The sequence below is a fragment of the Roseateles sp. P2_H4 genome, assembly GCF_056403315.1.
Map to the genome: position 1 here is coordinate 164,827 of NZ_JBFUFR010000004.1, position 12,787 is coordinate 177,613.

Consider the following 12,787-nt stretch of genomic DNA (forward strand, 5'->3'; position numbering starts at 1 on the left):
AAGGAATCTTCCGCAGCGACACTGCCATGTGCCGGATTTGGAAAGCCGGCCCCAATGTCCAAGGAGATGGCGATGAGATTCCTCAGACTGATGTTCGCGGCCCTGCTGCTGTCCTTCGCGGCGACGCATGCACTGGCGCAGCAGCGCGTGGTCTATCACTTCGACGATGCCTCGACCCAGGCCTTCAAGGGCTTGCGCAACATCCGCAACCACCTGGATGGCGACCCCGGCGCGCAGATCAGCGTCGTGGCCCTGGGCCCCGGCGTCGACATGCTGATGCCGGGCTACAAGGACGCCAACGCCGCCGACTACGCCGCCCAGGTCACGGCCTTGAAGGCCCGCGGCGTGAAGTTCGAGGTCTGCGAAAACACCATGAAGGGCCGCGGGCTGAAGAAGGAGCAGTTCATTCCCGAGGCCGAGTACACGCCGTCCGGCGTCGTCCGCGTCGCCCGGCTGCAGGGCCAGGGCTTCGCCTACATCAAGCCCTGATGCCCACCCTGTACCGACAAACCGGTACGCGTCAGCCAGGCACAAGCTCGCGCATTCACTATCCTGGCCGTCCGACCCCATGGAGCCCGCGATGAAAAGCATCTGTCTCGCCGCCGCCTGCCTGCTCGCCAGCGCCGCGGCCCTGGCCGCCGACGTCACCGTGAACGTCAGCGCCGCCGAGAAGCAGGGCGACGGCGCCGCCCTCGGCACCGTCCGCATCGTCGAGACGCCCTATGGCCTGGCCTTCTATCCCGCACTGAAAGGGCTGCCGCCCGGCCTGCATGGCTTCCACCTCCATGAGAAGCCCTCCTGCGCGCCCGGCGAGAGCAATGGCGCCACGGTGCCGGCCGGCGCTGCTGGCGGCCATCTCGACCCGCTGGGCACCAAGAAGCATGGCGAGCCCTGGGGCGATGGCCATCTGGGCGACCTGCCGCCGCTCTACGCGGCCGCGGACGGCACAGCCACGTCGCCCGTTCTGGGCCCGCGTCTCAAGCTGGCCGACGTGAAGAACCACGCGCTGATGGTGCATGCCGGTGGCGACAACCACTCCGACCACCCCATGCCGCTGGGCGGCGGCGGCGCCCGCGTGGCCTGCGGGGTGATCGGCAGCTAGGCCAGGTCCTCGTGGATGCAGAGGTAATTCCCCTCCGTGTCCTTGAACCAGGCGGCCTTCTCGGACCCCAGCACGCAGACATGGTCGACCGTCTTGAAGTCCGGGTAGTCGTAGTCCTCGAACACCACGCCCGCGCGCTTCAGATCGGCGATGCTGGCCGCGATGTCGTCCACCTTGAAGCTGATGGCCGTGTGGTCGGCCTTGGTGCCCCCGGGCTTGGGGAAGAGGGCCAGCGTGCTGCCGGCCACGTTGTAGACGAATTTGCCATCCGGCTTCAGGCCGCCAGGCACCAGCCCCAGGCAGCCCTCGTAGAAGGCCCGGGCCCGGGCCATGTCGGCCACGGGCAGCATCGTCGTGACGGGAGCGCTGTTCAGCATATGCAGTCCTTTCGCTCGTGCCGGCTTGGCCGCGCATCGAGCATAGGACGGTCGCTCAGCGGGCGCCACCGCCGATCAATGATCGGGAAGCCTAGGCATCGCCCGCCAGCACGGGCCTGAAGAAGCTGCGCTCATAGCTCAGGAAGCACTGCGTCTCCTTCGCATAGGCGAAGGCGGCCTGGCATTCCGGGTCTTGCAGCGAGCGCTGGCGGTAGTCCTCATAGGCCGCCAGCGACGGGAAGGAGAACAGGGCCAGGGCGATGTTGTTGGCGCCCTCGGACGGCAGGAAATAGCCGTGATGGGTGCCACCGAACTTCGCCACCAGCGGCAGCCAGAGCTTGCCGTAGTGCTCGAACTCTTGCAGCTTGTTGGGGTCGATGACGTAGCGCAGATAGCAGGTGATCACGGGGAGGGTCTTGCTCTAGGTGTACTGAAGGAGGGCAGCCTGCCTGCGAGCGGCGCAGTGTTGGATGAACTGCCTGAAGTCGCGATAGTTTTCCAGCAGATAGGACTCGGCCTCTTCGTCCTGCCGCTTCCACAGCGCTTCCAGATAGACGCCCTTGAAGTCCGCGGTCCGGAACGCCTTCAACAGCGTGTCCTCGTCCAGCGATTCGATGGCTGCTGCGCATTTCGCGATGGTGTCGGGCCTGACATGGAGCGCGGGGCCATAACCCACTTCGAAAGTGCCGACCTTGCCGTCACCCTCGAAGAAATTCGGCGCACCTGGTGCGCAAAGCGCGATGCAGTGCCTGAGTCCGTCCCAGGCCTTGTCGACATCGAGCTCCCTGCGCTCCGCGTCCGCGAGGCTGAGCGTGCTCGGCGCCCGTGGAGGTTTCGCCTTGCCCAGCAGCCGCAACAGCCACGAGGTCCGGTTGTCGGCGGCCAGTTGCTCGAGATAGCTCGAGTCATCTTCGGCTTCGAGCACACGCCAAGCGAGCGCGGGCTCGGCGAGGACCGCGTCCAGATGGGATGCGCTGACAGAGTAGGCGATGAGGCAGATGCCCATGGCTCCAGGTGGGAGTTGTGAGCGGGCGACTATGCCGGCAAACCGTCGCTCGTGGCCAGACCTGAGAATCCCCGCCAACCACCGCCACTTTGGCAGGTCCCATGCCCAAACTGACCGCCGCCGACACCCCGCAAGCCGTCGACCAGTTCATGGCGACCCTCGACCATCCCTTCAAGGCCGAGATCGAGACGCTGCGCCGGGCCATGCTCGCCGTCGACCCGTCCGTCGCCGAAGGCATCAAGTGGAATGCGCCGAGCTGGCGCACGACCGACTACTTCGCCACGACGCATCTGCGCAGCAAGAGCGGCCTCGGGCTGATCCTGCACCTGGGCGCCAAGGTGCGCGCCCTGCCTGAGGGTGGCCTCGACATTCCCGACCCCGCCGGCCTGCTGAAGTGGCTGGGCAGGGACCGCGCGCAGGTCGAGTTCAGCTCGGCCGCCGACTTCACCGCCAAGCTGCCCGCTCTGCAGGCCTTGCTGCGGGCGTGGATAGCCCAGGTCTGATCACCCCCGGGGTCAGGGCGGCTTGCCGGCCTTGGCCTTGGYCGCGGCGGCGCGTTCCTTTTCGATCGCCCGTATGTCCGAGATGCGATAGACCATGCCGGCGCAGCGCTTGTTGTGCGCATAGGTGCGTGCATGGAAATCGTCGACGGTGGCTTGTTGCTCCGACGCTTCGCGATTGATGGGCTCGACGCGCGCGTTCAGCGCATCCATCTGCTCGTTGTAGGCGTTGACGGCCTTTTCGTCCGATCCATCGACCGTCTTCTGCAACGCGACATGCGCTTGCACCTCATCCTGGAACTGCTTCAAGACCGCCTTGTGCCTGTCGGCCTTCTTCTGCAGCAACGCCTGCTCGAGTTTGAGCTTGTCCTCGCCGTCCATGCACTGTCGCAGGTCGTCCTTGCTGCCGTAGCGCGGCCCGGAGGTCGCCTGGGCCTGGGCTGCTGCGGCCATGGCCGCCAGAAACGTGAACAGGGCCAGCGTGCGGGCGCGAGCGACGAAATGCATGGGAAGGGTCCGTGGTCTGCCAGATTTTGAGGCCGCGACTATGCCAACGAAACATCGGTGAAAACTGCCGCGCCACGCGCCGGCGCCCCGGGGTTAGCCCTGGCTGGCCATCGCTGCGGCCCGTGCCGGTTGACAGCCAGTCGCCACTCCGGGACAAACCCGCCATCGACGAGCCCGCTCATCTCATGCCCGAAAACACAAGCGCTCCCCTGACCGTCCTTTGCATCCCCGGCCCCTGGGAGTCCCGCTCGGATCTGGTCCAGGCCATTGCCCGCGGCGGCAGCGGCTATCTCTTCGCGGGTCAGGTCCTCATGAACATGCAAACCAAGCAGACCTGCGAGCTGGACTTCCAGGCCCGGGACGATCGGATGGCGGCGGCCTTTCGCGCGGCGGGGCCGCATTGGGTGGGCACGCCCGAGATGCAGCGCATCGCCGATCACAGCGCCGTGGCCTATCTGGTGGTCGACGGGGGCGTCGCGATGACGGCCGAGGCGCTGATGCAAGCCGCCGACGCGTTGCTGGAAGCCGGCGGCCTGGGCGTCAAGGTGGAGAGCAGCGGCGTGGCGCACCCACCGGCCGACTGGCGGGAGCTGTGTGCCCATCTGCATCTTTTCAGTGCCCACCGCGCCTATGTGCTCTACGTCACCGGGCCCCAGGTGTATTCCTGCGGCATGCACAACCTGGGCCTGCGTGACGCCATCGTCGACAACGATGGCGACCCGGCCGAAGCGGTCGAGCTGTTGCGCGCCTTCACCCGCTATCTGTTCACCGAGTCGCCCACCATCCGCGCGGGGCAGACCTTCGGCGCGGCACAGGATGCGCCCGTCTACCGGCTGCTGGACGATCCCGGCCCGGGCTACGAAGACGACTCGCTGTACGCCAACCCCTTCGGCTTCTGGCGCCTGGTGCGGGCCGCCTGAGGCTGGGCGGAAGAATCCTTCCGCGGCGCCTCGGGCGCCACTCCAGATAATCCCCGCCATGCCCCGCATCGCCGTCATCGAAGACGACCCCACCACCAGCGAACAGCTGGCCGGCTGGATTCGTGCCGCCCGCCCCGAGCTGACCGTCGACCAATGGTTGGACCGCGACGCCGCCGAAGCCGCCCTGCTGCGCGAACGCTATGACCTCGTCGTGCTCGACATCGAACTGGGCCGCGAGCGCAATGCCGGCGTCGCGCTGATCAACGAGATCAACAAGCAGGGCCTGGGCACGCCGGTGCTGGTGGTGTCGGCCATGCCGGCGGCCATCTACCGCAGCATCATGAAGGCGCTGGACGCCTGGGACTATCTGCAGAAGACGACCTTCGACGAGGCCGAGTTCATCGAGACCTTCCTGGACATCCTGCGCACGGCGCGGCTGCGTGAGCCGGCGCCGAAGCCGGCCACGAAGGCCGGCGACGAAAGCCTGCAGCTCGACCCGCTGAAGCAGCGCACGCCGATGTGGCGCGGCCAGCGCATCAACCTGCCGCTGACGGCCCAGCGCATCCTCGCGACGCTGCATGCGCGCGCCGGCGAGGTGGTCAGCTACGAGGAGCTGTTCGACGTGGTGAAGAGCGGCCGCAACCGCGACAACGTGCGCAAGCATGTGGCGACCATCCGCGATGCGTTCAGGGACGTAGACCCGACGTTTGACGGCATCGAGAACATTCCCATGCGCGGCTTCCGCTGGACGAGCCAATAGTCTTCCCCTGTGCATGACTCAATCCAGCTTCCCTCTCGACCGCATTGATGCAGACGGCCGAGGCCTTGCCGTTGGCAGTTCGGTCGTTGTTCTGTCGGTTGCTTCATGTGTCACTGGCTTGCCGATCGAAGACCAAGAACGCCTCGCAGGAATAGTCGGCCAAGTACGGCAGGTGATTCGCTTCGACGAAGCGGGCTTTGTCTGGCTCTGCTTCGTATCGGGCGAGCGCAGCGATGACTTCTGTCTCTTTCCCAGCGAGGTTCGCATTGCGTAGGCGTGCGGCATGCTCAGTTGATCGCTCGCTGCTCGCGAGCGACCTCAAGAAATGAAGCTCGGCCGGGTCGACTTTCCGTTGCCCGACATGCCGCGTCTCGGCGTCGCGGCCTTCCGCAACCGCATCGTCTTCCACCTCGTCTTCATCGCCCTGGCCCTGGCCACGCTGGCCCTGGCCGTCGCGCTGCTGAACGAGGAACGCCAGCGCAATGCCCAACGCTATCAGCAGACCTTCGCCAAGTCGCTGGCCGAGGTCGTCGCGCAGCTGCGCCACCCGTCGGGCCAGCTGGCGCTGATGAACCCCGAGCCGGCGCAGCTCGAAGCCGGGTGGGTGGCGCCCCTGGTGCTGCCCTTTGCCGCCATCGACTTCGACGACGCGACCAAGGCGCAGCGCGCCGTCGACATGGCCGGCTGCGCGCTGCAATACCCGGGCGGCGCCAGCCTGTGCACTGCCGTGGGCAGCAATGCCTATGCGGGCGGCTTCGTCTACCTCGTGGCCGGCCTGGACGCGCCGCCGCTGGTCTCGCGCGAGCGCGGCGCGCTGGACCTGGCCGACGTGCACCGCGTGCGCATCAGCCTGAAGCGCGACGGCGTCGAGCAGCATTGGCTGGCGCCCGTCGAGATGCTGGACGCCCAGCGCGGCCAGCTGCCCGGCTTCGCCGTACAGGCCGCCGACAACACGACGACGCTGCCGCACAAGGCCCGCCCGCAGCGCGACTTCCGCGGCTGGGTGTGGCGCGAAGGCCCCTGCCTCAGCACCGCCGAGCCCTGCCCGCGCCGCACGACCGTGTCCATCCGCCTGCCGGTGGAGGCCTTTCGCGAAGCCCTTTTCCGCCCCGGCGGCCCGCAGTGGCCACCGGCCGACCTGTCCCGCACCGGCCTGCGCCTGGCCCTGCTCGGCCCGGGCGACGCGTCGCTGTTCGACAGCGCGGCATCGGAGGGCCAGGCACCGCTGACGCTGGCGCGACTGTCGGGCACGCTGTCGCCCGGCGAGACGCTGAAGATCCTGCGTGGCAACAACGTCGTCGCGCTGCTGCAGGGCGCCGAAGAGACCGGCACGCCGCCCTCGCCCTGGTTGACGGCGCTGATCCAGCACCTGCCCTCGCCGGCCACGCCGCGCACGCTGCAGGCCAAGGACAGCGTGACGACACCGGCCGGCCGCTTCGACGTCACGCTGACCGGTGATCTGCAGGGCCTGGACCGGTCCCTGAGCGCCAGCGCCGCCCGCCTGGCCTGGCCGGTGGGCGCCATGCTGGGATCCATAGCGCTGGCCTGGCTCATCATCGAGATGGGCCTGATCCGCCGCGTCGCGACGCTGACGAAACGCGCCGCGGCGCTGTCCCACCAGCTGCAGTCGCCGGAGCGCTTCGAGCTCGGCACGCTGGACGTGGCCGACCTGCGCGGCCGCGACGAACTGGGCATCCTGGCCGGCAGCCTGTCTGACCTGCTGCAGCATGCCCGCGACAGCCTGCGCCGCGAGCAGCTGCGTGCCGAGCGCGAGCACGACCAATGGCATGCCGTGGGCCACGAGATCATGTCGCCGCTGCAGTCATTGATGCTGCTGCACGCGGGCGACACCGACCCGAGCCGGCGCTATGTGCAGCGCATGCAGCAGGCCGTCAAGGTGCTCTATGGCCAGGCCTCACCGAGCGAGGCCCTGGCCGCCGCGACGCTGGCCGTGGGGCGGCTGGACCTGGACGCCTTCCTGCGCCAGGTGGCCGAGAACGCGGCCTATGCCGGCATCGCCAATGTGGCCTATGCGCCGACCGAGCCCGTCTGGGTGCAGGCCGACGAGTACCCGCTGGAAGACGCCATCACCCATGTGCTGAGCAACGCCGACCGCTACCGCGTGCCGGGCACGGCGATCACGCTGGCGCTGCGCGTTGAGGGCGAGCTGGCCGCCGTCAACATCCACAACCAGGGCCCACAGATCGCTGACGACCAACTCGCGCGCATCTTCGACTACGGCGTCAGCGACGCCGAGCCGGAGAACGGTCAGCGGCGCGGCCAAGGCCTGTTCGTCGCCAAGACCTATCTGGCCAAGATGGGCGGCAGCATCGCGGCGCGCAATGTGGATGACGGCGTGGTGTTCGAGATCGGGCTGCGCCGCTCCTAGTTCGCCTTCTTCATCCGCCCCAGCAGCTCGCGCGTCGCCAGCTCCGACGTCAACGACACCTCCAGCGGCACCCGGCACAGACCGGCATGGGCGTATTGCAGGTTCTCGTAGACCTCGGCAGCCGCCGGGAAATGGTCGAGCAGGCCGGACAACATCTCGTGGCCCTGGTGCTCGCTCAGCTCCGCGCTGAGCTTTGTGACCAGCAGCTGGTACTGGTGCGGGTCCGCGGCATGGCCCAGACCCTCCAAGGATTGCAGCAACTGCGCCAGGCGCACGAGGACCAGCAGTTCGGCAGGGACGGCAAGCTTGATGACGGAAGGCATGGAACGCAGATGCCGCCGCCGGTCGACATTTCAAGCGGCTCGGTTGCGGCATGTTGCACACCGGCCCCGCACAATCGGCGCCAGGAGGCCCTTTCACATGAAGTTCCTGCCCGACGAAACCTATGCCCTGCTCAGCGCCACCGGCGCCATCCGCCAGGAGGTCGGCGGCCGCGAGTTCTGGAGTCAGTCGCAGGAGGCCCTGGACGCGCTGGGCAAGGACTGGCTGGTGTCGGAATTCCTCTGCGACGCCGACTGGGGCAGCTGGGAGATGCACCCCAACGGCGAAGAGTTCGTCTACCTGCTGGATGGCGACATCGAGTTCCTGATGGAGACGAGCGAAGGCGTCGCCACCGCCCAGCGCATCACCGACCGCGGCGCCGTCGTCGTGCCGCGCGGCGTCTGGCACACGGCCAAGGTGCTCCGGCCCAGCCGCATGTTCTTCATCACGATGGGTGCCGGCACGCGCCATCAGCCGGTCTGAAATGGAGCCCCTCGTCCAAGGCGTACCTTGGTCGGTCCCCCGAGGGGACGGCGATGCTTGCAGCATTGAGCCGCAAGCACATCGCCTGCACGGGCCGGCTTGGGAGCGGCCCGGCGCTCGGCCCGAAAGAATGGCAACTAAAGAGGAGATGGCATGCCCCGCGACATCGTCTACACCCCCAAGGCCGCCAAGCCGCCGCCGACCTACAGCCAGGCCGTCAAGGCCGCCRGCCTGGTCTTCGTGTCCGGCACGGCGCCGACAGACCCCGAGACCGGCCAGTTCGTCGGCACAACGGTGCAGGAGCAGACACGCCAGTGCCTGACCAACATCGCCGCCATCCTGGAGGCCGCGGGCAGCGCCATGGACAGGATCGTCAGCGTGACCATCGTGCTGGCCGAAGAGGACGACTTCGCCGGCATGAACGAGGAATACCTGCGCTGGTTCCCGGTCGATCCACCGGCTCGCCAGGGGGCCAAGTTGCCGGCGCGCGTCCCGGGGCTGAAGGTGTCCATCGCGGCGATTGCCGAGGCCTGAGACGCCGCATGGACGGCGAGCTCGACTGCCAACGCTGCGGCGCCTGCTGCGCCGTCTTCCGCGTGTCCTTCTACTGGGCCGAGGCCGACGACGCGCCGGGCGGCACGGTGCCCGTGGCGCTGACACGGCCGGTCGGCCCGCTGCATCGCTGCATGGCGGGCACCGAGACGCGGCCGGTGCGCTGCATCGCGCTGCACGGCGAGGTGGGCGATGCGGTGTCCTGCGGCATCTATGCCCAGCGCTCCAGCACCTGCCGCGGCGTGCAGCCCGGCGACAGCCAATGCCTGAAGGCGCGTGCCGCCCACGGCCTTGAAAGCCCACGCCACGCCGCCATCTCGGCAGATTCGCCCCAACACTCCCTGCCATGAAGTCACTCGGCAAACGCGCCACCGGCCTCCGTCTCGAACGCATGCGGGGCTCGCCGCAATACCTGGTGACGGATACGGGCGAGGGCTTTCGCAACGTCCACCCCATCCAGCCGGGGCTGCGTGACCGCAGCGAGAGGCCGTCGCTGGGCGACTTCCTCTGCTCCGAGGGCCGCCGCACGCCGGCCGGCCCCCTGCCCGCGCACAACCCGCTGGACGCCTGGCTCAAGCCCACCGACACCGGCCTGCGTGCCACCTGGCTGGGCCACTCTACGGTGATGATCGAGATCGATGGTTTTCGCGTGCTGACCGACCCCGTCTGGGGCAAGCGCGCCTCGCCGTCGCAGCTGGCCGGCCCCAAGCGCTTCCAGCCCGTGCCGCTGGCGCTCAAGGCCCTGCCCAGGCTCGACGCCGTCGTCATCTCCCACGACCACTACGACCACCTGGACATGGCCACGGTCAAGGAGCTGGTCAAGCTGCAGGACGTGCCCTTCGTCACCTCGCTCGGCGTCGGTGCCCACCTGGAGGCCTGGGGCATCCCGGCCGAGCGCATCGTCGAGCTGGACTGGTGGSAACACTGGCAGGCACCCCAGGGCGAGCTGCGCATCCATGCCGCGCCTTCGCAGCACTTCTCGGGCCGGTCGCTGAACGACCGCAACGCGACGCTGTGGTCGTCCATCGTCATCGAGACGCCAAAACACCGCGTCTTCTTCAGCGGCGACACCGGCCTGACGAGCGAATACGCCGCCATCCGCGAGCGCTTCGGCGCCTTCGACCTCGTCATGCTCGAGGTCGGCGCCTTCCACCCCTCCTGGGGGGACATCCACCTCGGGCCCGAGAACGCGCTGAAGGCTTACCAGCTGCTGGGCGGCGGTGCCTTCCTGCCAGTGCACTGGGGCACCTTCTCGCTGGCCTTGCATGATTGGGATGCACCGGCCGAGACCCTGCTCGAACTCGGCCCCAGGCAGGGCGCCCAGCTGCTGATGCCCCGCCTGGGCGAGGCCGTGGAGCCGGCCAAGGGCGAGCCGGCCAGGCCCTGGTGGCGCGAGGCCGAGGCACCCGGCCACAAGACCCTCAAGCCCGCCGAGCCCGACGAGCCCAGCAAGATGCCCAAGGCCATGCCCTGGCCGCTTGACTAATTCGAGGACGAGCCCGAGGCCGGCGCGCTGCCGCTGCCCTGGATCTTGTCTGAGGTCTTGCGCACCGCGTTGTTGGTCGCGTCGGCGCCTTTCTTGACGCCGCTGGCCGCCGCATCCACGCCCTTGGACACCCCGCGGGCCGTGGCGTTGGCGCCGCGTTCGATGCCGCGCACCGTTGCCTTGGCACCGCGCTCGATGCCGCTCGCCGCCGCATGCACGCCGCGTGCAACACCGCTGGCCGCTGCCTGGGCGCCGCGCGCCACGGCGCCTTCGATCTTGTCGATCGTGGAGGGGGCCTCGTCAGCCGCCATCGCGGAGGTGGCGATCAGCAGGCCGGCAAGAGCCAGGGCGGTGGGCATGCGTTTCACGAGTCATTCCAATCCGTGGGGAGGAATGGCCGATTCTGCATGCAGCCCGCCGGACGCGCGGATGTCAACGTGTGACGATGGGAAAGGTGCCCGTCGCCTTGTCCATCAGGCTCAGAAAGCGCCCCAGGTCGATCTTGCTGCCGCTCACCTTGACGTCGTCAGACAGCAGCAGATCCTTGGCGCCCGCCGTGCCAGCCATCATGCGAACGAAGAAGCCCTTGGTCAGCGTCAACGTGGCGTTCGCATCCGCGGCCGGCTCGGCGCGGCGGTGGTGCAGCACGGCGTTCTCTATCCACAGCACGTAGGACTCCTTGGTGTCGGTCAGCACCAGGTTGATCTTGAAGTCCTTGCCCTCGGCGGCGGGGCCGTTGAGGCCGGCGGCCATGGCTTCGAGGAAGCGCTCGATGGGCGTCTGGGCCAGCATGTCCAGGAAGGCCGCACGGTTGACGCCCTGCTTGGGCGCGCCGCCGCGCAGCTCGGCCGCAGCCGTCAGATAGCTGTTGCGCCAGGTGGAGGCTTCGGCGACGAAGCCGAGCTGGTCATAGGCGCGGGCCAGCAGCTCGCGCGCCGCCTGGTTGCCGGCGTCGGCGAAGACGACGTGGTTCAGCAGCTCGGCGGCCCAGCGGTAGTCGCCCTGGTCGAAGGCGGTCTGCGCGGCGGCCACGGCCTTGTCGGCGCCACCGGCTAGCGCCACATAGCGCTTGGCGACGTCCACCGGCGGCAGCGGGTCGAGGTGGGCCGGGTTGCCGTCGTAGGCGCCGAGGTAGAACTGGTAGACGGCCTTCACGTTGTGGCGCAAGTCGCCGTAGTAGCCGCGCGCGCCGAAATGGTTCTGCAGCGACTTGGGCAGGCGGATCTGGTCGGCGATCTCGGCCGGCGTCAGGCCGGCGTTGATGAGGCGCACGGTCTGGTCGTGGGTGTATTTGTAGACGTCGCGGTGCTTGGTGATGAAGTCGGCGATGCGCTCATGCCCCCAGACCGGCCAGTTGTGCTGGCCGACATAGACCTCGGCGTCGCCGAGCTGGTCCAGCGCGCCTTGCATATAGCCGGCCCAGCGCAGCGCGTCGCGCACCTTGGCGCCACGCACGGGCAGCAGGTTGTGCATGGTCTGCGCGAGGTTCTCGGCGCCGCCATAGAGCTTGAGTGACGGCACCGAGAAGGTCATCTCGGCCGGTGCCTCGGCGCCGGGCACGTTGTGGAAGACGAAGCGCACGCCGTCCAGCAAGCGCTCCTCGGTGGGCTGGGTGATGAGATCGGTGGGCGCCAGCACGCCGAAAGTGCCGTAGCCCACCGCCTTGCCCAGGCCGGTGTCGACCAGGCCCTTGGCCGAACGCTCCAGGTTCTTGCCGAACTGGAAGTGCGAGCGGCGGCCCATGGCGGTGCCGACCATGACGTTCTCGCTTGTCGCTTCTTCCATGAAGCCGGCGGAGGCGATGACGGGCACCGTGCGCGCCTGCTCGGCCGTCAGCACGCCGAGGGCGCCGCCGAAATGGTCGATGTGGCTATGCGAGAACAGCAGCGCGGTGACGGGCTTGTCGCCCAGATGCTTGCGCGCGAAGGCCAAGGCCGCGGCAGCCGTCTCGCGGCAGGTCAGCGCGTCGACGACGATCCAGCCGGTCTGGCCTTCGATCAGCGTGATGTTGCCCATGTCGAAACCGCGCAGCTGGTAGACGCCGTCGACGACCTTGAAAAGGCCGATCTGCGCGTTCAGCTTGGCGTGGCGCCACAGGCTGGGGTTGACGCTGGAGGGGGCTGCACCATCGACGAACTTGAAGGCGTCGAAGTCGATGAGCACGCTGCCATCGGCCGCGAGGATCTTGCCCTCGGGGCGGGCGATGAGGCCGCGCTTGGCGTCCTCGAAGCCCTGGGCCTCGTCCAGCGGCAGCGACTTGGCGAACTCGGCGTTCGCTTGCACCGTCGTGGCGCTGGCGTCGCCGGATGGGGCCGCAGATTCACGGCTGCAGCCGGCCAGGGCCAGGATTGCGGCGAGCAGGGTCAGTGTTTTCATCCGTGGTC

The 12,787-nt window shown here is 68.3% G+C and carries 18 protein-coding genes; 11 read left to right on the top strand and 7 right to left on the bottom strand.

Going from position 1 to position 12,787, the window contains the following annotated elements:
• Positions 1–72: 72 nt before the first annotated feature.
• Complete coding sequence (locus AC1DW3_RS04705) at positions 73–489, top strand: DsrE family protein (protein WP_477929056.1); 417 nt, start codon at positions 73–75, stop codon at positions 487–489.
• Between the two features lie 91 nt (positions 490–580).
• On the top strand, positions 581–1,102 hold the full coding sequence (sodC, locus tag AC1DW3_RS04710; protein WP_477929058.1) for a superoxide dismutase [Cu-Zn] SodC: 522 nt from the start codon (positions 581–583) through the stop codon (positions 1,100–1,102).
• On the opposite strand, the gene AC1DW3_RS04715 is transcribed toward sodC, so the two are convergent.
• The 3 genes from AC1DW3_RS04715 to AC1DW3_RS04725 form a co-directional block, all read right to left on the bottom strand.
• Positions 1,099–1,479, bottom strand: a complete 381-nt coding sequence (locus AC1DW3_RS04715; protein WP_477929059.1) for a VOC family protein — start codon at positions 1,477–1,479, stop codon at positions 1,099–1,101. The genes sodC and AC1DW3_RS04715 overlap by 4 nt on opposite strands.
• 91 nt (positions 1,480–1,570) lie before the next feature.
• Positions 1,571–1,885 carry an NIPSNAP family protein gene (locus AC1DW3_RS04720; protein WP_477929061.1) on the bottom strand — a complete coding sequence of 105 codons (315 nt, stop codon included), beginning with the start codon at positions 1,883–1,885 and terminating at the stop codon, positions 1,571–1,573.
• A gap of 15 nt (positions 1,886–1,900) precedes the next feature.
• On the bottom strand, positions 1,901–2,485 hold the full coding sequence (locus AC1DW3_RS04725) for a DUF1877 family protein (protein ID WP_477929063.1): 585 nt from the start codon (positions 2,483–2,485) through the stop codon (positions 1,901–1,903).
• Positions 2,486–2,586: 101 nt separating this feature from the next.
• Between AC1DW3_RS04725 and AC1DW3_RS04730 the strand changes: the two genes are divergently transcribed.
• Complete coding sequence (locus tag AC1DW3_RS04730) at positions 2,587–2,988, top strand: DUF1801 domain-containing protein (RefSeq protein WP_477929065.1); 402 nt, start codon at positions 2,587–2,589, stop codon at positions 2,986–2,988.
• Between the two features lie 12 nt (positions 2,989–3,000).
• Here the strand turns inward: AC1DW3_RS04730 and AC1DW3_RS04735 are convergent, their stop codons facing one another.
• Positions 3,001–3,492: a hypothetical protein gene (locus AC1DW3_RS04735; RefSeq protein ID WP_477929066.1), complete on the bottom strand. Its 492-nt coding sequence runs from the start codon at positions 3,490–3,492 to the stop codon at positions 3,001–3,003.
• Positions 3,493–3,677: 185 nt separating this feature from the next.
• Between AC1DW3_RS04735 and AC1DW3_RS04740 the strand changes: the two genes are divergently transcribed.
• Genes AC1DW3_RS04740 through AC1DW3_RS04755 form a run of 4 tightly spaced genes read left to right on the top strand, consistent with a single transcriptional unit; the run spans position 3,678 to position 7,561 of the window.
• Entirely contained in the window at positions 3,678–4,412 is a 735-nt protein-coding gene (locus AC1DW3_RS04740; RefSeq protein ID WP_477929068.1) for a DUF4261 domain-containing protein, read from the top strand.
• Positions 4,413–4,470: 58 nt separating this feature from the next.
• Positions 4,471–5,172 (top strand): response regulator transcription factor, encoded by a 702-nt coding sequence (locus tag AC1DW3_RS04745; RefSeq protein WP_477929070.1) that lies wholly within the window; start codon positions 4,471–4,473, stop codon positions 5,170–5,172.
• Between the two features lie 13 nt (positions 5,173–5,185).
• Positions 5,186–5,446 (top strand): hypothetical protein, encoded by a 261-nt coding sequence (locus AC1DW3_RS04750; RefSeq protein ID WP_477929072.1) that lies wholly within the window; start codon positions 5,186–5,188, stop codon positions 5,444–5,446.
• A gap of 51 nt (positions 5,447–5,497) precedes the next feature.
• Positions 5,498–7,561, top strand: a complete 2,064-nt coding sequence (locus AC1DW3_RS04755; RefSeq protein WP_477929074.1) for a sensor histidine kinase — start codon at positions 5,498–5,500, stop codon at positions 7,559–7,561.
• On the opposite strand, the gene AC1DW3_RS04760 is transcribed toward AC1DW3_RS04755, so the two are convergent.
• Positions 7,558–7,884 carry a hypothetical protein gene (locus AC1DW3_RS04760; RefSeq protein ID WP_477929076.1) on the bottom strand — a complete coding sequence of 109 codons (327 nt, stop codon included), beginning with the start codon at positions 7,882–7,884 and terminating at the stop codon, positions 7,558–7,560. The genes AC1DW3_RS04755 and AC1DW3_RS04760 overlap by 4 nt on opposite strands.
• 97 nt (positions 7,885–7,981) lie before the next feature.
• Here AC1DW3_RS04760 and AC1DW3_RS04765 point away from each other — a divergent pair, with 97 nt between their 5' ends.
• From AC1DW3_RS04765 to AC1DW3_RS04780, 4 genes are all read left to right on the top strand, one after another.
• The gene (locus tag AC1DW3_RS04765; RefSeq protein ID WP_477929078.1) at positions 7,982–8,365 is read left to right on the top strand and encodes a cupin domain-containing protein; all 384 of its coding nucleotides are present in this window, start codon (positions 7,982–7,984) and stop codon (positions 8,363–8,365) included.
• Positions 8,366–8,518: 153 nt separating this feature from the next.
• A complete protein-coding gene (locus AC1DW3_RS04770; protein ID WP_477929080.1) occupies positions 8,519–8,899 on the top strand; it encodes a RidA family protein in 381 nt (126 codons plus the stop codon).
• A gap of 8 nt (positions 8,900–8,907) precedes the next feature.
• Positions 8,908–9,267 carry a YkgJ family cysteine cluster protein gene (locus AC1DW3_RS04775; protein ID WP_477929082.1) on the top strand — a complete coding sequence of 120 codons (360 nt, stop codon included), beginning with the start codon at positions 8,908–8,910 and terminating at the stop codon, positions 9,265–9,267.
• Positions 9,264–10,403, top strand: coding sequence for an MBL fold metallo-hydrolase (locus AC1DW3_RS04780; protein ID WP_477929084.1), 1,140 nt, complete (start codon positions 9,264–9,266; stop codon positions 10,401–10,403). Before AC1DW3_RS04775 ends, AC1DW3_RS04780 begins: the two co-directional genes overlap by 4 nt.
• Here AC1DW3_RS04780 and AC1DW3_RS04785 read toward each other — a convergent pair.
• Together AC1DW3_RS04785 and AC1DW3_RS04790 are read right to left on the bottom strand one after the other, a co-directional pair.
• Positions 10,400–10,771, bottom strand: coding sequence for a hypothetical protein (locus AC1DW3_RS04785; protein ID WP_477929086.1), 372 nt, complete (start codon positions 10,769–10,771; stop codon positions 10,400–10,402). The genes AC1DW3_RS04780 and AC1DW3_RS04785 overlap by 4 nt on opposite strands.
• A gap of 64 nt (positions 10,772–10,835) precedes the next feature.
• On the bottom strand, positions 10,836–12,779 hold the full coding sequence (locus AC1DW3_RS04790; protein WP_477929088.1) for an alkyl/aryl-sulfatase: 1,944 nt from the start codon (positions 12,777–12,779) through the stop codon (positions 10,836–10,838).
• Positions 12,780–12,787 lie beyond the last annotated feature (8 nt).